At 38.9% G+C, this 18,761-nt stretch carries 23 protein-coding genes; 3 read left to right on the plus strand and 20 right to left on the minus strand.

The annotated features are described in order from the left end of the window. Positions 1 to 57: 57 nt before the first annotated feature. The 11 genes from ABE099_RS08265 to ABE099_RS08315 form a co-directional block, all read right to left on the minus strand. Positions 58 to 699, minus strand: coding sequence for a tetratricopeptide repeat protein (locus ABE099_RS08265; RefSeq protein WP_430029194.1), 642 nt, complete (start codon positions 697 to 699; stop codon positions 58 to 60). A gap of 125 nt (positions 700 to 824) precedes the next feature. Next, complete coding sequence (gene panD, locus ABE099_RS08270) at positions 825 to 1,208, minus strand: aspartate 1-decarboxylase (protein ID WP_430029196.1); 384 nt, start codon at positions 1,206 to 1,208, stop codon at positions 825 to 827. Positions 1,209 to 1,211: 3 nt separating this feature from the next. Beyond that, a complete protein-coding gene (gene panC / locus ABE099_RS08275) occupies positions 1,212 to 2,105 on the minus strand; it encodes a pantoate--beta-alanine ligase (protein WP_430029199.1) in 894 nt (297 codons plus the stop codon). Continuing rightward, the gene (panB, locus tag ABE099_RS08280; RefSeq protein ID WP_430030537.1) at positions 2,102 to 2,968 is read right to left on the minus strand and encodes a 3-methyl-2-oxobutanoate hydroxymethyltransferase; all 867 of its coding nucleotides are present in this window, start codon (positions 2,966 to 2,968) and stop codon (positions 2,102 to 2,104) included. The genes panC and panB overlap by 4 nt, the downstream gene beginning before the upstream one ends. 375 nt (positions 2,969 to 3,343) lie before the next feature. Then, on the minus strand, positions 3,344 to 4,306 hold the full coding sequence (locus ABE099_RS08285) for a biotin--[acetyl-CoA-carboxylase] ligase (protein WP_430029202.1): 963 nt from the start codon (positions 4,304 to 4,306) through the stop codon (positions 3,344 to 3,346). Continuing rightward, positions 4,296 to 5,570, minus strand: a complete 1,275-nt coding sequence (locus tag ABE099_RS08290) for a CCA tRNA nucleotidyltransferase (protein WP_430029204.1) — start codon at positions 5,568 to 5,570, stop codon at positions 4,296 to 4,298. Before ABE099_RS08290 ends, ABE099_RS08285 begins: the two co-directional genes overlap by 11 nt. A 46-nt stretch (positions 5,571 to 5,616) precedes the next feature. Further along, positions 5,617 to 6,771 carry an N-acetyl-alpha-D-glucosaminyl L-malate synthase BshA gene (gene bshA / locus ABE099_RS08295; RefSeq protein ID WP_430029206.1) on the minus strand — a complete coding sequence of 385 codons (1,155 nt, stop codon included), beginning with the start codon at positions 6,769 to 6,771 and terminating at the stop codon, positions 5,617 to 5,619. A gap of 30 nt (positions 6,772 to 6,801) precedes the next feature. Continuing rightward, positions 6,802 to 7,503 (minus strand): bacillithiol biosynthesis deacetylase BshB1, encoded by a 702-nt coding sequence (gene bshB1, locus ABE099_RS08300; protein WP_430029208.1) that lies wholly within the window; start codon positions 7,501 to 7,503, stop codon positions 6,802 to 6,804. Further along, on the minus strand, positions 7,500 to 7,922 hold the full coding sequence (gene mgsA, locus ABE099_RS08305) for a methylglyoxal synthase (RefSeq protein WP_210091287.1): 423 nt from the start codon (positions 7,920 to 7,922) through the stop codon (positions 7,500 to 7,502). The genes bshB1 and mgsA overlap by 4 nt, the downstream gene beginning before the upstream one ends. A 14-nt stretch (positions 7,923 to 7,936) precedes the next feature. Beyond that, positions 7,937 to 8,743, minus strand: coding sequence for a 4-hydroxy-tetrahydrodipicolinate reductase (gene dapB / locus ABE099_RS08310; protein ID WP_430029210.1), 807 nt, complete (start codon positions 8,741 to 8,743; stop codon positions 7,937 to 7,939). A 103-nt stretch (positions 8,744 to 8,846) separates the two neighbouring features. Continuing rightward, positions 8,847 to 9,155 (minus strand): nucleotide pyrophosphohydrolase, encoded by a 309-nt coding sequence (locus ABE099_RS08315; RefSeq protein WP_210091305.1) that lies wholly within the window; start codon positions 9,153 to 9,155, stop codon positions 8,847 to 8,849. A gap of 174 nt (positions 9,156 to 9,329) precedes the next feature. Between ABE099_RS08315 and ABE099_RS08320 the strand changes: the two genes are divergently transcribed. Further along, positions 9,330 to 10,199: a YitT family protein gene (locus ABE099_RS08320; protein ID WP_430029212.1), complete on the plus strand. Its 870-nt coding sequence runs from the start codon at positions 9,330 to 9,332 to the stop codon at positions 10,197 to 10,199. Here ABE099_RS08320 and ABE099_RS08325 read toward each other — a convergent pair. The 9 genes from ABE099_RS08325 to ABE099_RS08365 form a co-directional block, all read right to left on the minus strand. Further along, complete coding sequence (locus ABE099_RS08325; RefSeq protein WP_430029214.1) at positions 10,186 to 11,067, minus strand: sporulation protein YpjB; 882 nt, start codon at positions 11,065 to 11,067, stop codon at positions 10,186 to 10,188. The two genes, ABE099_RS08320 and ABE099_RS08325, sit on opposite strands and share 14 nt — an antisense overlap. Before the next feature lie 73 nt (positions 11,068 to 11,140). Continuing rightward, positions 11,141 to 11,779 (minus strand): DUF1405 domain-containing protein, encoded by a 639-nt coding sequence (locus ABE099_RS08330; protein ID WP_430029216.1) that lies wholly within the window; start codon positions 11,777 to 11,779, stop codon positions 11,141 to 11,143. Between the two features lie 729 nt (positions 11,780 to 12,508). Further along, positions 12,509 to 12,832, minus strand: coding sequence for a nitrous oxide-stimulated promoter family protein (locus ABE099_RS08335; RefSeq protein WP_430029218.1), 324 nt, complete (start codon positions 12,830 to 12,832; stop codon positions 12,509 to 12,511). Further along, positions 12,823 to 13,200 carry a YbaN family protein gene (locus tag ABE099_RS08340; RefSeq protein WP_430029220.1) on the minus strand — a complete coding sequence of 126 codons (378 nt, stop codon included), beginning with the start codon at positions 13,198 to 13,200 and terminating at the stop codon, positions 12,823 to 12,825. The genes ABE099_RS08335 and ABE099_RS08340 overlap by 10 nt, the downstream gene beginning before the upstream one ends. A gap of 155 nt (positions 13,201 to 13,355) precedes the next feature. Beyond that, complete coding sequence (locus ABE099_RS08345) at positions 13,356 to 13,541, minus strand: IDEAL domain-containing protein (protein WP_430029222.1); 186 nt, start codon at positions 13,539 to 13,541, stop codon at positions 13,356 to 13,358. 108 nt (positions 13,542 to 13,649) lie between these two features. After that, a complete protein-coding gene (locus ABE099_RS08350; RefSeq protein WP_430029224.1) occupies positions 13,650 to 14,741 on the minus strand; it encodes a hypothetical protein in 1,092 nt (363 codons plus the stop codon). A gap of 166 nt (positions 14,742 to 14,907) precedes the next feature. Then, positions 14,908 to 15,498: a histidine phosphatase family protein gene (locus tag ABE099_RS08355; protein ID WP_430029226.1), complete on the minus strand. Its 591-nt coding sequence runs from the start codon at positions 15,496 to 15,498 to the stop codon at positions 14,908 to 14,910. 260 nt (positions 15,499 to 15,758) lie between these two features. Then, positions 15,759 to 16,361, minus strand: coding sequence for a zf-HC2 domain-containing protein (locus tag ABE099_RS08360; protein WP_430029228.1), 603 nt, complete (start codon positions 16,359 to 16,361; stop codon positions 15,759 to 15,761). Beyond that, entirely contained in the window at positions 16,358 to 16,951 is a 594-nt protein-coding gene (locus ABE099_RS08365; protein WP_210091297.1) for an RNA polymerase sigma factor, read from the minus strand. Before ABE099_RS08365 ends, ABE099_RS08360 begins: the two co-directional genes overlap by 4 nt. Before the next feature lie 290 nt (positions 16,952 to 17,241). Here ABE099_RS08365 and ABE099_RS08370 point away from each other — a divergent pair, with 290 nt between their 5' ends. Next, positions 17,242 to 18,108, plus strand: coding sequence for an FUSC family protein (locus ABE099_RS08370; RefSeq protein WP_430029230.1), 867 nt, complete (start codon positions 17,242 to 17,244; stop codon positions 18,106 to 18,108). Between the two features lie 160 nt (positions 18,109 to 18,268). Beyond that, positions 18,269 to 18,706, plus strand: coding sequence for a VOC family protein (locus tag ABE099_RS08375; protein ID WP_430029233.1), 438 nt, complete (start codon positions 18,269 to 18,271; stop codon positions 18,704 to 18,706). Positions 18,707 to 18,761 lie beyond the last annotated feature (55 nt).

Here is an 18,761-nt window from a genome sequence, read left to right on the forward strand (position 1 = left end):
GCGCAATAAAGCGATGTAATCTGCTCCAGTGGACAGTCACATCGCTTTATCACTAATTTAAGCTAACGGTGAAAATTGATTACTTATAAATAATTGCCCGTTGTTTTGCTGACATGATTTTAGATTTTGAACGGGTTCATCCAGCGTTTCATCATTATGATGTGCTAACAAAAAGTACTCCTTAGCTTCAGCCATACGTTTATCTGTCGCAGCAATACAACCTAGAGCATTATAAATAATTGCTCTGGTACGAGGACTTGAGGTCAGCTCAAGTACCTTTCCCATATATTCTACAGCTTCGCTGTAGTGCTGCAAATGCATCGCACACATGCCGAGATACGTGTAAATCAAATCACTTTGAGGATAATGGCTCTGTAGCTGTAAAAACAACCGATGCGCCTGTTCAAACATCAGTAGCTTATAATAACCTTGCGCTTTCACAAAATCAGTTTGCCTCATAATTTCTTCATTAGAAGGTTTCGGATGGGAGTAATTGCTAGAATGTCCACAGTTTTTTTGCAAAACACCTAATTTCTCTTCAAAACTGAGCCATTCCTCAATGATGCCATCACTCATATCCTTTAACAAATTCCACTTGTAATCAAGCTCTTGCTTTTTTACGCCATTGGCAGATGGGTATTTTTGAGATATTTCATCTAATATTTCATTCATTTCAGCAAACATGTGCTCAAACATCATGTGCATCCCCCGCTCTCAACAAGAAATGATGTGAATCAGGTTTTAAGATACACTCATTTTTTGTTGAAAAGCGCCTTTTCATTCCCACAGGCATTAATTACATACCTGAGCATTCTGTAAAGCAGTTAGCGAATCGTAGCATGTAGTTCTTGGAATGCTTTTTCAACTGCTTTATTGTGCTCGTTGACAAATACAACCGTTGGCTTGTGACTACGAACCTCTTCAGGAGAATATTCCCCATATGAAATGATAATGACGTTATCGCCAGGCTGTACCAATCTTGCAGCAGCACCATTTAAGCAAATTACCCCACTTGCTCGTGGACCAGGAATGACATACGTCTCAAGGCGTGCACCATTGTTATTATTAACAATTTGCACCTTTTCATTTTCCACCAAGTCCGCTTGCTCCATAAGCAATTCATCTATCGTAATACTGCCTACATAGTTAAGATTAGCTTCGGTTACCGTTGCTCTATGAATTTTTGATTTCATCAAAGTGCGATACATGGCTCACAGCCCTTTCTTCGTTAAAATGACATTATCAATTAGCCGAGTGTTTCCAAATTTAACAGCAAGGGCAAGTAAAATATCACCTTGAATATCACTATATTTTAATTCATCCTCAAGCTCCTCAAGCTCTGGAAATGAGGTTAATGTTACATAATCAATTTTGGCTAACGGTTCTGTCTTTATATGATTTGTAACAGAATCCCTTAGCTGACCAATACTAACTGAATTTGAAGAAGACGTTAAGCTCTTAGCAAGCTCTAAGCTTTGAGATAACACTAAAGCCGCTTGTCTTTCATCATCACTTAGATACACATTACGGGAGCTAAGTGCAAGTCCATCCTGCTCACGTACGATTGGGCAAGGCACAATCTTCACATCTAAATTTAAATCGCGAACCATCTGTGTAATAACAGCAAGCTGCTGAGCATCCTTTTGACCAAAATAGGCTACATTTGGTGATACAATATGAAAAAGCTTGCTCACAACGGTTGTCACACCATCAAAATGTCCTGGACGAGACGCTCCACATAAAAGATCAGTAAGCTGTGACACCTTTACATGTGTTTTAGTTGGTGTTGGATACATTTCTTCAGGTGTTGGCATAAATACAATATCTACACCCATTTGACCTGCTAATGTCATGTCTGCTTCAAAATCTCGAGGATATTTATCTAGGTCTTCATTTGCGCCAAACTGAATTGGATTTACAAAAATACTTAAAACGACAATGTCATTTTCCTGACGTGCTTGTCGAAGTAAACTTGCATGTCCAGCATGTAAATAACCCATTGTTGGCACAAAACCTACTTGAAGCTGTTTACCACCCTGTGCTGCCTTAAAAGTGATCTCCTTCAAATGAGAACGTAATACGTTTATTTCTTTGACTAATTTCATTGTTTTGCTCCAGTCTTTGCCCCATACAACTGATCTAATACTTCTTCATTTGCCGCAAAAACGTGATCCTCAGAAGGAAATTCCTTAGTCTTTACTTCTTTTATAAATTCAGTAATCCCCTGCTTTGCAATTTCACCAAGATCAGCATAGGTTTTTACAAAACGTTTTTCTCTATAGCTATCGGTATATTTTAACACATCGTGGTAAACTAACACTTGGCCGTCTACCTTCCGTCCTGCACCAATACCAATGACAGGAATTGAAATCGCAGCTGTAATTGCAGCAGCAACCTCTTCAGTTACTAGCTCTAATACAATTGCAAATGCGCCTGCCTTCTCTAAAGCTTTTGCATCTTCCATAAGCTGCTTAGCTTCTTCAGGTGTTTTGCCTTGAATACGATAACCACCAATTTGATTTACAGATTGCGGGATAAGACCAATATGCCCAAGCACAGGCACGCCTGCCTTGACAATTGCTTTTATCGCAGGTGCAATCTCTGCTCCACCTTCCATTTTGACCGCATGTGCATAACCCTCTTGCATAATCCGGCGCACATTACGAAGTGTCTCATCAATATTGCCATGATAGGTCATAAACGGCATATCCGTTACGATAAACGTATGCGTAGCCCCTCTTGCAACACTACGACTATGGAACACCATGTCATCAATCGTAATTGGAATTGTGGAGTTATACCCTAACACAACATTAGCTAAAGAATCACCAACTAATATGATATCAATCCCAGCCTCTTCCGCAAGTCGTGCTGAGGGATAATCATATGCAGTGATCATCGAAATCGGATCGCCCGCTTCTTTCATTTTCTTAAGCTTAATAATGTTGAGCATTGGTTTTGTTGCCATCGTTTTGCCATCTCCTTGTTTTTCATGTAGTCTTCCAATTCTCATGGCTACATAGCAATAAAGTGCTAAATTTCCTTTTCCTTAAGATGAGGATACAAGCACGATATGCTGGATAAGCAAACTAAAAAAACATGTTGTTATCCATAAAAAAAACCTTTTAGCCATTTTGCTAAAAAGGTCCGATTTTTACAAGAAGAGTCCATTCCATCGTCCCTTCTGTCCCGGTCCTCTTCGGCTCTGAGCAGAATCCAACGTGTACGTGTACGCACATGTTAACTACAATCCTTATTTATAAGTACAGCTCGAATTACGATGCCGTCTTATAGCTACAGTATAGCAAATAACATGTAGACTTGCATCTCTTAATTATTATAGTTATATTTCACCTGAGTATACAATTTCAATATTTCCATCAGGCTTCCTTAGCTTAAGTCCCCCTGAACTATCCAATTCCTCTGCTACCCCGATCATTTCACCTTGATACGTTCTTACTGTTATCGTTTTACCTAAGGTGACAGATAATGCCTCCCATAAGTTTGCAATCGTAGAGAAGCCCTGCTCTAAAAAGGAGGTCATTAAAAATTCCATTTCTTTCATCACCGCACCGATAATAACAGCTCGATCATAGTCTTGATTACCTTCTATTTTAAGCGAAGTTGCTCGGTGAGATAACTCTTCAGCATAATCCTGTGCCTCCAAATTAACGTCAATTCCGATTCCAACGACACAATAACGAATTTTCCCATCCTCACCTGCAGATTCTACTAATATGCCACAGATTTTTTTTCCGTTGATGAGCAAATCGTTAGGCCACTTAATGCCGATTTCAAGACCTGTAATGCTGCGAAGTGCCCTACATACTGCGACTGCGGTAAGTAACGTCAATCTTGAAGCATCCGCTAGGGGCAATTCAGGTTTAAGCAATAAACTCATCCATACCCCTTTACCTGATGGAGACATCCATCTACGCCCTTGTCTTCCACGTCCAAGGGTCTGTTCTTCCGCGATGACAAGTGCACCATTGTCTGCACCTTGGTCCGCCCAAATTCGAATTTCCTCCTGCGTAGAAGTCGTAGTTTCAAGCAGCTTGAGTTGATTACCATATTGACAGCCTTGCAGTGCTTTAACCACATCTAGATGCTTCAGCTTGTCAGGCTGACGGACAAGGCGATAACCTTTACGTGATACCGCCTCAAAATCATAACCTTGATCCCGCAACTTATTAATCTGCTTCCAGACCGCAGTTCGACTAATGCCAAGCCGATTACTAATCTCTTCGCCTGATAAATATTCACCTTGGTGATCCAAAAACATTTGAAGTAATTGATCATATTCCATTTTGTATCACCTCTTTATTTGCTGCCTCAAGCAGTATTTCCTTCTCATTAGAAAGATCACCAACTGCAACTAGATAAGTTACTTTTTTCAAAAACTGACCTAACCAAGGTCCACCTTGTTTTTGCGTTGTCTCTAACACATCCTTACCCGTTATACATAATTGATGTGGGGCATGAATGCTTATCTCTTTATGCCACGCTAGGAACTGCTCATATCGTCCAGTAGACTGGAGTAATTCTTCACGTTTTAGCCAATCCTCACTACTCTGCTTGCCTAACTCCAGCTCTAGCTTGATCCAGCTTCTTCTTAGAGGTTCAAGCTCTTGATCCTCAGCTAGTTGTTCATGCCACAGTTCATCAAACAAAATCAGTTTACTTGTCCCTTCTGCTTCTTCATTAGAAAACGTCCAAGATTTCATCAGATCCAAGCTTTGTGAAGAAGAATAACCCAAGCCTTGCAATAGCAGAGACCAACGGATTATAGGACAATCAGCAGGCGCAATCGGTAACGTATTTAGTAGATCATCATTAATGGAACCGGACCAAGACATAGGAACTTTAAAATAATGATATAACCCACTTCGCTTAATAAGTGCTAATCCATAAAGGGGATCAGGGCCTAACACAACACGAGTGAGTTCCGCACGCACACGTTCAATTGCAATATGCTTAAGCTTAGCTTTCTCAGCAAGCAGTCCAGCCCATAAGCTTTTAACTGGCCTAAAGGAAAAAACCGAGGCAAACCGAACCGCTCTTAACATCCTTAGTGCATCTTCATCGAAACGCTCAGAAGCGAGTCCAACACAACGAAGTGTCTTCGATTCAATATCCTTTGCCCCCCTAAAGGGATCAGTCAGCTGTCCATTTACATCACGAGCAATTGCATTCATCGTAAAATCCCGACGCTTTAAATCCTCGGTAATGTCAGTTACGAACTGTACTGCGGAAGGTCTACGATGATCGCCATATGTAGATTCAGTTCGGAAGGTCGTTACTTCAAAGTGAAATTTGTTTTCCATTAATACAGTCACTGTGCCATGCTGTAATCCCGTTGGGATAACATGCTCAAATAACGCTATGACCTGTTCAGGTGTAGCGTTGCTCGCTATATCCATATCATGTACAGGCCTTGACATCAATTCATCACGAACACAACCACCCACAAAATAACTAGGGTAACCAGCATCCACTAGCTTTCTAAGCACAAGCTCCCCCTGCGCTTGCATCAGGGGGTCTACTTGTGTCCAACTATTATTTATTGCCATTCATCCTCGCTCCTTAGCTTAGAAGGTATAGGACAATTTTCAATTGCTATATTCCTTGTTCTATTCCTTGTTCTATTCCTAATACACGATAATAAATTTGCTCATATTGACTCATAATGGTTGCACTGCTGAATTCATGCTTAGCACGCTGAATACACGCCGTTTGTATTGCTTTAGCTAATGTGTCATTACTTAATAGCTGAATAGTATATTCTGCCATCTTTTGAGTATCTCCGATTGGTGCAAGGAAACCTGTTTCTCCATGCGTCACTAATTCAGGAATGCCTCCTGCTTGACTACCTACCGTTGGGACACCACATGCCATCGCCTCTAATGCAACAAGCCCGAAGCTCTCTTTTTCAGACGGCAATAATAGCACATCCGCCATTGAAATAACCTGTGCAATATCATCTTGTTTTCCAAGGAAATGAACACGTTCTTCAAGGCCCATCTCTTTGATTTTCCATTGAACTTTAGGAAGATCAGGTCCTTCGCCTACAAAAAGTAGTTTAGAAGGAATTTTTTCATTCACCATATTAAAAATATCGACAACATCTGCGACACGTTTCACTGGTCGGAAGTTAGAAATGTGCATCAATACCTTTTCATCCGTAGCAGCAAAATCGTTTCGACACACCTTGGCATCCCGTGGGAAATAAACATTTTCGTCCACAAAATTATACGTTAAATCGATATCTCTTGTAATATCAAGCGCTTCTCTTGTCTGTTTAATTAAATCGCCTGAAACGCTCGTAACCGCATCACTTTGATTTATCGCTAAACGAATTAAATCCTTGATGGATTGATCTTGTCCTAGAACGGTAATATCTGTACCATGCAAAGTGGTAACGACTTTAAGTTCTTCTCCCACCATCTGTTTTGCCAAAAAGGCACACACAGCATGAGGTACAGCATAATGAACATGCAATATGTCAAGTTTTTCTGTCTTTGCCACTTGTGCCATCTTTGTAGCTAATGAAAGATCGTAGGGTGGATAGCGGAATACATAATAATCACTAACCTCAACCTCATGACAAATAATATTTTTATGAAAGCTTCCTAAGCGAAAAGGTACACCATGACAGATGAAATGCACCTCATGCCCCTGTTGAGCCAGCAGTTTCCCAAGCTCTGTAGCCACTACACCCGATCCGCCAATCGACGGATAACACGTAATGCCAATTTTTAATTTTGAGGCCATGTACATAAATCCCCCTTCTCTTTTTCATAATCAAACGAAAACATCTACAACAAAAGGAGTTTTGACCGCAAAACCTTCTGCGTATGGAATTAATTTTCGTTGTCCTAATAATGCATCTCTAGCCTTCACGCGTTCAATGTAACCCTGATTTAGTGGTGTCAATACCACATCATCTTGAAGCGATGCTTGTCCAAATTGAGAAGCATAACACGTTAGCGCTTTTTCCTTTTGCTCATAATACGCCGTTACATCTACTAGCAAATCTGGTGTACGCCAATCATTGATAAAATAATAATATAATTCAGGTGCAGCAATACTAGGAATTTCAGGCAAGAACTTGCGTAGCTTAGCATTAAAGACTGCTTCTTCAACTAATTTGCTACAAGCAATATGATCGGGATGACGATCCTCCCAGTAAGGTGCAAAAATCACTTTTGGCTTATGCTCACGAATTACTTTCGTAATTTGCTCAATATGCTGAGGGGTGACAAATAACCCTCGATCACTGAGTCCTAGATTGCCACGCCAAGCAATTCCTAAGCTTTTTGCTGCTGAAGCCGCCTCCTGTTTACGTAATTCTACGTTTCCATTGGAGGACAATTCCGCTTCTGTTAAATCACAAATGCCTACTTTAGCACCCAAATGTACCTGCTTTGCAATGACACCTGCCATCCCAATTTCAGCATCATCAGCATGAGCACCAAAAATAAGAATATCTAATCCATTACTCATGATGACAATCCCGGTTTATTTTGTTCCACCAACTCACGCCAACCAAATTCTCCACGATCGAGTGCACGCACCAAAATTTCAGCAGATGCCATATTGGTCGCAACAGGAATACCATGTACATCACAAAGACGAAGTAATGCCGTAATATCTGGTTCATGTGGCTGAGCAAGTAGCGGATCTCTTAAGAAGATCACTAAATCCATTTCATTTTGAGCAATCATGGAGCCAATTTGTTGATCCCCACCTAATGGACCTGATAAAAAACGATGAATTTTTAAATTTGTACTTTCCATAATACGAAGGCCGGTGGTTCCAGTTGAATAAAGCTTTTTATCTTTAAAGACATGTTCATACGCAATTACAAAATTTACGATATCTTCTTTTTTGCGATCATGTGCAATAAAAGCAATATTTATCATAGCGATTATCTCCCTTATCCATCAACAAATTGTTCAAAACCATAAACCATGCCTTGGAAGGTTACCACTTTTTTAATGGCCAAATTAACGCCTGGCATATACCCAGCACGTTCATAAGAGTCATGTCTTATTTTTAATGTTTGACCAAATCCCCCAAACACAACCTCTTGTTGTGCAAACACCCCTGGTAATCTGACACTATGGATACGAAATCCATTGTAATAACCGCCACGGGCACCATCGATTAGTTCTGTTTCATCAGGCGCGCCTTGACGAATCTCCTCACGATTTTTTGCAATAAATTCTGCAGTATTAATCGCTGTCCCTGATGGCGCATCTAGCTTGTGATCACCATGGTATTCAATAATTTCGACATGAGGAAAATACTTTGCTGCTTGTGCAGCAAACTTCATCATTAGAATCGCACCAATAGAGAAGTTAGGCGCAATAATGCCTCCAATTTCCTTCTCACGACACTGCTTGTCCAGATCTTCAATTTGCTCTGGTGTAAACCCAGTTGTCCCTACAACAGGAGCAACACCATACTTAATTGATAGCACTGTATTTTTATACGCAGATTGATGCGTTGTAAAATCAACGAGCACATCCGGTTTACTCTCCACTAAAGCTAATTCTAGGTCAGTAGTGACTTTGACTCCACATGGAGACACACCTGCCAATATACCAGCATCTATACCTTCGTCTGATAAATTTACGGCGGCTACTAGACAAAGCTCTGCATCTTCTAGCACCATTTTTATTACTTCTTTGCCCATTTTGCCGCCTGCTCCCGCAACAGCAACTCTGATTGTTTCCGCCATAATATCTCCTCACATTCTAAAGTATTGAGTAATTTTGCAAACCCTGTACAACTTGCTATTCTCTACTTGTGGGCGAATGTAATACATCATATGAACAACTGGACTAATTGGTGTCCTTTTTTGTCCATCTATTTGCATCACGCGTAGAAAACTTCTGCATGACTTTATCATGCGCCTCTGTCAAATCAATGCCTAATGAATTTGCAAAGCAAATTACAATAAATAAAATATCTCCTAGCTCAAGCTCAATCGAATTATCAGCTTCCTCAGCCTTTTTGGGCTTCTCGCCAAATTGATGGTTCACTTCTCTTGCTAGCTCACCCACCTCTTCTGACATACGAGCCAGCATACTCAAAGGGCTGAAGTACCCCTCTTTAAATTGGGATATGTACTGATCTACTTCCTTTTGCATTTCCTCAAGAGTTTTATTGTTCGACACATCTTCCTCCAACAGTAGTTCAGGTTTTATTCCTATGTTATCGTAAAGGCGTTTTGAAAACAAATCATTTTTTAAAGGAGGCAAAAAAAGGTATACTATGGAAGGAAGCATGCAATCACTTATTTCAGGAATCAAGCGAGGGATTTTATGAACAATATTAAACTGTGGGATCATGTAAAAGCGGTATTACCTTTAATGTTAGGGACTGCCATTTATGCGTTTGGCCTGTTGTATTTCATCATACCCAACAAGCTGATGGAGGGTGGCGTAACAGGGATCACGATTTTGCTAAATTATGCGTTTGGGATTTCTCCGTCGCTATCAAACTTAATACTTAATATTCCACTCTTTTTGCTAGGATGGCGTATTCTTGGTGGAAAACAAATTGTGTACACTGGGATTGGTATTGCATCTTTAACTTTTTTCCTGTGGTTGTTCGAGCTACTTATTAATAGGAATTGGATTGCCCCGTTTATTACGGAGCATGACTATATTCTTGTTTCCTTATATGCAGGTGTGACGCTTGGAGCAGGCTTAGGCATTGTGTTTCGCTTTGGTGGAACAACTGGGGGCTCAGATATTATAGCTCGAATTTTGGGTCGAAAGTATGGCTGGAGTATGGGACAGGTCATTTTATTTATTGACATTGTGATCATTGGATTGTCTTTATTTTATATTAAAAAAGAAAATATTTTATATACACTTGTAGCTGTGTTTATTGCTTCTAGGGTTATTGATTTTATTCAGGAAGGGGCCTATGCTGCTAAAGCATTCACCATTATTAGTGATCACGCCCCTACAATTGCGGATATTATTACCAAAGAGATGGATCGGGGTGTAACTTTGATTCCAGCGATTGGTGCTTACTCCAAGCAAGCAAAACATATGGTGTATTGCGTTGTGTCTAGGCAAGAAATTAGACGATTGCACAACATTGCCAAGTCTGTTGATCCTCGCGCGTTTATTATTATTAGTGATGTGCATGACGTGCATGGGGAAGGTTTTAAGGAAGAGTAACAATACGATCTTGCTCTCCTTTATATTTGCGCCAAGCTGTATAAAGCAGTGACAACAAAATCCAAGCACCAATAAGCACAACTAACCGCCAAGGGTGCTGGTTATAGATGATAGGTAAAAATACAGGATCATGTGTAGCCTTACCAAATAATTGATTTAATGCCAGCTCCCCTTGTGACAATAACCCCTTCCACACTTCCCAATCGGCTTGTGACTGTTGACTAAGCTTGCTTGCATAAGACATCCAAGAGTCGAACTGGGAGATTGTGGAGGCGTCTCTTACGATAACTGCAGCTGGACGAATTAACTGATAATTTTCATTTAATTGATGAATAGCTGCTTGCAGCTTCTCCTTATCGCCATTTGTTTGAGCTAGGTTCATGGACTTAAACTGCTCTGACATCACTTTATAGTAATTAAGCCACAAGCCTGATTTATGGTGGAGCATACTATTTACAGCTAACCGTAAGCTAGCAGAGCTTCTTTGCCATTCATCCTCTGAAATAGATACGGAAACGATGACTTGCTGGACATCCATAATTGCTCCGGCTAGTTCATGAATCCCCTCAATTGAAGTTAACTGTTTAAAAGAAATACTTTTCACTATCTCCACTACAATTGATAATTGCTCCTGAGATTTGCTAACATTCCCACTTTGCATGTATTGGTATAATTGCTCTGTTGCTGCCTCCAATTGCTGTAGCTTTTGTCCTTGTTGCTGCGGCTGAAGTTGTGGCTCTGAGTGTGGAGATTTATTCTCCATAGCAAAAGCAGTTGTCATCGTTGTCACTACTCCCATCGCTCCCACACAAAGAGAAAAAATGAGTACTATTGCAAATTGTTTAGAGAAGCGTAATAAGCTTGGCATGTGATCCCCTCCTACCATCATCGTATGGTAGGTTGTCCGAGGTTAGAACTTACACCCTAGTATGTTTAGTCCTTTAAAGATTGCTAGCTGCCTTACGAGTCTTATACATAACCATCCAAGAGACTAGACCACTTGCTAGCGTCAAACCTATAGTAAATATCATAACGGCTGGAACATCATCGTTTAACGCCTCAGGCAACCAAGGGTACACCTCATAGGTATAGTCAATAAAGTCATTTAGCAACGTCCAAGTCACAGCTCCGATTAAGGCCACCGTTCTAAATTTAAATAATGAAATATAGAGTAACGCCTCCACAGCCATCGCTAAATGAGAGAAAATTAACATAAAGTCTGTAGGCTGCAAGTTCATACCTTGATAGGCTCCTGCTAAGATCATACTGACTGCCCATATCCCATATTTAATACTTGTCACTACAGCTAATGCTTCAATAATTTTAACGAAGGTTGAATTGCGGCTTGCTGGCTGCAAAAACAACAAAAAAGCGATTGAAATAGTGAAAAACAGGCTCGCAGTTGGACTATCTGGGACAAATACTATTTGCCACCAAGGTTGAGTCCTCCAAGTTAAGGTAAGCTGTGATTCATACCATATGTATCCATATATTGTTCCAAAAAAGTTACATAACAGAAGCAACCACAAAAAAGGACGAGAGGATAAAAAGGGTTTGCTCCAAAAATAAGAAATTTTCAAGTCTCATACTCCTTCCAATCTAAGTTCATTTAAATTAAAAGCTTTATCGTTAGGCTTGTCAAATTATTCATATGATTTGACAACATAAAATTTTGACTTCTGAAATTAGTGGTTGACAACGATGGAGGTGGAAGCTGCGAAACAGAGGGTTCTTCCGATCGTTGTTAAAACCAGATTCCTTATTCTATATCCTAATTGTTGAAATCTGGTTTTAAGAGACGAACGTTCCACTTCTCCATAATCCCTCTGTTCCTTTCCTAAATTGTGCTTGTTGTCAACCACTAATTTGAATAATGAGCCAAATTTTCATGTAAACTTGGCAAAAAAAACGAACTATTAAACCAAATTCAAATTTGAATTCGGTAATAGTTCGGATTAAAAAATACAACTTATATATGGTCTACCTACATTTTATTGTGGTCGAAGTCATCCTCTACACTGTAGCTGCTTTCCCCCTGAAGTTAGCAATCGCTAATTTTTAAATAGAGGCACTTAAATTGGGCTCAACCTCAAAATCAGTGCTTGACAATAGGCAAACGAAGCGGAGGAGCAGAGAGATGGTGGAAAAGCGATAGCGTCCGCATTTAAAGTCCCACTTTTATCATTTGAAGACAAGTTATGAAAAAAAGTGGGACTTTAACAGCGGTTGAAACCACTCTCTGCTACGTAGCCTCCCACCCCAAACATTGTCAAGCACTGATTAATATGTTGAGCCACTTAAACTTAACTTTATTTTTTAAACATATGCTTGATTGCAATAATAGGATGATAGATTAGCATTCTTGGACCTGAATAACGCATGACCTGCTTCACTTGCGTTCGCATTTTAGGACTATAGCAATGGACAGGACAATCTTCGCAGAACGTTTTTTGCTCACCAAATCGACAATAATCTAGTCTTTTCCATGCATACCGTACTAAACTTTCACATTCCTCGCACAAGTTGGGTTTTCTCTCCGCCTTCTCATGACTCTCGTGTTTTTGACCTCTACAGTAAACCTCAACCATCGTTTTCAACACTCTTTTCTCAGTGTCTATTCGATTTAAGCGCATGAGGTTACTTCTCGTTTCGTTTTTATTTTCGTAACAAAATAATAGTATTTATAAATAATGACAAGCCCTATGAAAATACGAAGAAAAAGTAGGTCGGTTAATATAAAGGCAATAATAAGCATGGTAGAGGCAAAGGATAAAATACTAATCTTTGATTTAAGCGACATTTCTCGATGTTGTATAAATTCGTGTAAATAATTTTTATATAGCTTTGTAGACAAAAACCAAGTATTAAAACGCTCTGAACCTTTTGCAAAGAAAAAAGCAGCTAACAGTAAAAAAGGTGTGGTGGGCAACACTGGCAGGACAACACCAACTGCACCTAAACCAAAAAACAAAAAACCTAATCCAATATAAATATATTTCAAGGTTGATCCTCCTATCCAGTTTCTTATATCTAAATAAGTTGATAATCATTATCAACATCATTATATATAATACTGAAATTGGACTTTGTGACTGATATCACTATGTAAATAATAAAACCCGAAGGCTCATTTAAGTCTTCGGGCTACACGTTAAGCTAATTTTTGTTGTACGTTTTCAGTTCATCCGTCAGGAGCCGGAAGGCGGCTTCATCGCCTTTGACTAAAGCCAGATCAATCTCATCATATATTTGCTGACAGCGATGTCTACGTAGTGCCTCATCCCATATCATCTCCGCTGCCAAGCCAAGCATCACTTCATAAGTAACCTTCATTTTATCCATAGGATGCACCTCCAAACTGTAATTTAAAAGTGAATGTACTAAAGCATATTCACCATAAGCATTTGTCGAGTAGATAATCGCCCCTCATTTGATTGAAAGTGTGTTTGCCTACTTTTTGTGGTACAGGCTATGAATTAGACTTTGACCTATTGGTGTAATTTGTATGTAACGTTCTTTAAGCTCATCTTCGCCAAGTCGTAGTACCCCTAGATGTAAAAGCATACGCACAATTCTTTCTTCAAAAATAGAGGCAGATGTGTCATAATAAAACGGCTTAATTAGCGGCTCAATCTCTTCAAACAACGAACCGAGATGAATCCAGTTGCTACTGTGGGCAAGAGTCCAATACAGTAAGGAATACAGGTTAGGAATTGGACCTTTATATATTCTTAACCATAATTCAGCAAAGCGTATCATGCCAGTAGATTCATTATTTTGTAAATAGTTGCTACCTGAAGGCGAAATTTGTAGTCGATCTGCTTCCTCGCGTATTAATTTTTCAGCAAAGGCGTAATCATAGAGAAGCGAAAATCGACTAGGGTAGTCTTTAAAATGCCGCCCATAACCAAAACGCCAACCTTTGCCGACTAGCGGCTCGCTGACATGAAATAACTCCATTAATTGAGCTTGATGCTGACGATAAATTGCCTGTTCACTATTTAGTGGAATTTGATGCTCACTGACATATCGCAAAAATAAGAGCAGGTCATCTGACATTAAGCCAATTTCCTCCCTGTACACAGGAATGTCAGATTTCATTTGCTTAATATTTGCATACAATTTTTGTTTTAGTGCACTTTTAAAACGATCAATTAAATCCTCAGGAACCGAAAACGCATAACGAGTATGTTGGGTTGTGCCTTGAAACAGCCACCCACGTTTTCTAAAGCGAGTAATTACATCCCTTGGATTTTCTTTTTCTTTATCCGCATCTGTAAACTTAGATTGTCCAGCAAACGCAATTAACTCCTCTAATGTAAAATGTCGGCGTGAATCAAAAATAAGAGAGTTCAAAAAACGAATGTCCTCTATACTCATCTCAGCAACATAGTGTTCAACATATTTCCTTTGCCCAAGCACCTGCAACACATTTTGAATTAATTCATGTTTGGAATTAGGGTTACATTCACATTCATAATGTGAAGCAATTCGATTTAGCTGTCCGATATCGGCAAAAGAAAGCATATCCGCTAATTTCATGTTTTACCGCCTCGCTGTTTTACTATCATTATGGGAAAATATACAACTTTTATTCCACTTTTAACAAAAAAAGCATGTACTTTTCTGCATTGTGACAACAGATGTAAGAAAAACAAAAAAACAGGGACACCTTTATGTGCCCCTGCTTAACAACTTTGTAACTACATTAATAAGTTTCTGCTTCTTCCAAATGACGAGTACAATTATAAAGTAACAATTCCCACTCTTGCTCTTGCTTTTCCAAAATGGTTAGGGATAGATTACCAAGCCGCTCTGTGTATCGATTGTCATACAACGCATTGTATAGCTGAGCTAAAAATGCACCATGTGATACAACTAAAATGTTAGCATCGGGATGCTTGTGGGCTAAATCCTGCATAAACGCTAAAGCTCTTTTTTGTATCTCCACATTGCTCTCTTGACCAAGGTCACATGTGTCCCACTGTTTACCCCATTTCGACTCACGCTCGGCAGCAGTCAACCCTTCCGCTAATCCAAAGGAACGCTCCCTAAGTCGTTGATCAGGCTCATATACAGGAATATTTAATACCTTTGCAATAATTTCTCCAGTTTCTTGTGCTCTGGAGAGTCCACTAGTAATTATAAAATCCCATTTATAATTTTCTTGCTTTAGTCGAGCTGCTAATCGATGTGCTTGTGCTCTGCCTTCATCATTTAGAGGAATATCGCTTTGTCCTTGAATTCTTCCTGCGGCATTCCAGTCAGTAAGCCCATGTCGTATCAATCCAACAATCATATGATATGCCTCCCCTTTTTTATTAAGCATTATATCAAAAATCAACATATATGAAAGTCTTACACTTTAAAAAGGCTCTATTATAAATCAGTACTTGACAATGACATGAGGCTAGAAGCTACGATCCAGAGCGTTCTTATGATTGTGTTAAAATCATATTCCTTTGACTGGAGTAAATAAATGGGTGGAATTTGATTTTAAAAAGCAAAGTAATTTGGAAAGATTCCCTCATTTACTTTGCTTATATAAACTTTAACTCTTTATTTTTTTATTCGGCGCAAGCCTTTCCATGAGAATAAAACTAACCCCATACCTGCAATAGATAAAATCATCCAATATTGGGGGTAGGTTGGCCCAATTTGTGCAACAAATGGTGCAACGATGCCCCTTGATACATTAGACAAATTTACAGAAATAGCCCCAGTAGAATCTACACCTGTAGTTGCAACCGCAGCGGGAAGAATGCCGGTTTGGCTAGTTATTTTATCACTTTGTCCAGTAGAGTTACTGAAAACAAAAAATAATGAACTACATATAAATACAATAAAACATCCTGCTGCCCACATCGCAAGTCGACTTCTAAAACCTCTAGTTGTTGGTGTCCCTGTTTCTAGAGCGTCAGCTAATGAATCACGTTCTGCAAAAATACGCGCCATTACTGATCGATTAATCGCTTCACCTTGTTCATACGTCACTTCATGAGCATAGTCTTGAATGATTTCGAGGCTTTCCTGCCAAATTGCATACTCAGCCGCACAAGATTCACAACTCATAATATGCCAATTAAATGCTACACGCTCTGGATGATCAGGAGGCAAATCCGAAATCAATCCAAATAACTCCCGTGTTTCATCACAATTCATTTGCTCTTCATCCCTTCGTATTGCTCAAAGACAGGTTCATAATAATAGGGCTCAAGCTGATTTTTAACACTACAGCGTGCTCGGAAAATTAAAGATTTCACAGCACTTACACTTTGTCCTAAAATCGTCGCAATCTCTTGATAATCCATTTGGTCATATTCACGTAAAATGAGAGCAGCACGCTGCTTTTCCGGTAGCTTATTGATTGCTTCACGAACTTTGTTTACCTTTTCCCTGCGAAGCAATGCCTGCTCAGGTACAATATCACTAGAGGCAACAGGAACATATCCACTTTCTTCAAGCGGAACATTTACACTTCGTTGCTTACGTAGCTCACTCAGCACTGTATTTCTTGCAATCGTATACAACCAGGTTGAAAATGAAGCATCTATTTCTCGAAAGGAGTGTAAACTCCGATAAGCTTTATAAAAAGTTTCTGAGCACAGATCCTCTGCAAACAACTCTAGTTGAGCGCTTTTGAGCATATGATATATAAAGGCCAAAATTTTGCGTTGATAACGCCGCATCAATTCAGAATAAAGCTCTATATTTCCCTCTTTAATTTCATGTATTAACTGGGAATCGGTCATTGTAAGTGCGATCCTCCTCGCCCCTTTTTACCTACTTCTTCCCGTTTCGATCCCTATTAATAGTACCGATTTGGGCATAAAAAGTTGCGTTCTCTATGTAAATTTTTTATTATTTCTCAAACTGCTGATTATTATACCATAGTAATTATCACCAATTCACTTTCATAGTCTAAGTTGGGACAATATGACGATATCACCAAAAATGATAGTGCTTTGGAACTATATTCATTTCAAAAATATATTTGTGATGTATAATAGGGAACGTGGAAATACCGAGAGGATGAGTACAGATGAAGTATACAATTGGGATGAGAAATATAAAAACAGCGATTGCTATTTTTATTACGGTCATGATTTCAGCATTATTGAAGCTGGAGTATCCTTTTTATGCAGCCATAGCAACCATTATCTCGATGGAGAATTCTGTAACTAATTCCTATACGGCAGGACGTAATCGAATGATGGGCACTTGTGTAGGTGCAGGAATTGGTCTTATCTTTGCTTGGATTAAACCACATGATGCCTTGTTTTGTGCAATAGGTATTGTCATTGTTATTTATATATGTAATCTACTGAAATGGAACAAGTCCATTTCCATTGCTAGCATCGTATTTTTGGCGATAATGTTGAACCTTAAGCCAGGTGAAAGCTCTTTCTATTATGGGATCAATCGTATTTTTGATACGCTGATTGGGGTGAGTGTAGCTGTTCTTGTCAATTACCTCATCTTTCCACCTAAGCATGAATTTAATCTTCATGTTGCACGAAAAGCCTTGATGAAAAACTTAGTAGCCATCTCTAACCAAGTTCTTTATGAAAGCAACAATAGTGGCATAAAGGAACTAAAAAAAGAGATTAGTAATTTGGAAAAACATTATTCACTTTGCAAACAGGAGTTTCATCTAAAAAAAGACTTGTCTGCATTAATGAATCAAATCCAGGAGGAAATTGATATCATTAACCATATATACGCACATATGCGTATGATTCAACGTCTACATGGCGAGCCTGGTGTACAATCATTTTTAACCCAAGTTCAGTCCTTAGACACTTCCTCACAAGATATTGTTGTCGACTATCATATGCAATGTATCCTTCAGGAGCTTCATCTATTAGGCATATCAATACCTGAGCCCCAGCAAAATAGCTTACCTTAAGTTCATAAAGTAAGCTTCTTATATTTTTCACCTTAACATTTACTTAATTTTGTAAAAAACAGGTCTAAAAAATTGACACATAATTGTCATTTACTTATAATCTAACTATTCTAAAACCTTTATTTTAAATTTAATCTATTATACTAGAAGGGTGAATATAATGGGTAATGAACTACCATTTACTAGAATAGGTTATCACTACTTACCAACAACAAATATTAATGACTCCATAAGATGGTATAGCAATTATCTTGGATTACAATTAAGTCAAAAATTTAAGGATCGAGGCTCTTCTATTGCTGTAATGCAATATCCTCATAAAAATGCAATTGCTCTCGTTCTTATTGAAACAACTGATGCAAAGCCATTAGAAATTATTCGTAATGGAACCAGCTTCCCAATTCTAACTATGAATTGTCCTAATATTGATAATACCTACAAGATATTAAAAGATAAAGGAGTTGCCGTTGAAGCCCTTCATACATTAGGAGACGGTGAAGCTAAATATTTTTATTTTAGAGATCCTGAAGGAAATTATATAGAAGCAGCCTGGTCACAATGGGACCCTGTAGACGAAATTAAGGATACTTTTCTTTAATACACTGACTTTCAAAAGCGTTATTTGGAATACTATCAACTAAGTGAAGGATAGG

It is taken from the genome of Paenibacillus turicensis (genome assembly GCF_050461185.1).
Classification (GTDB): Bacteria; Bacillota; Bacilli; order Paenibacillales; family Paenibacillaceae; genus Fontibacillus; species Fontibacillus turicensis_A.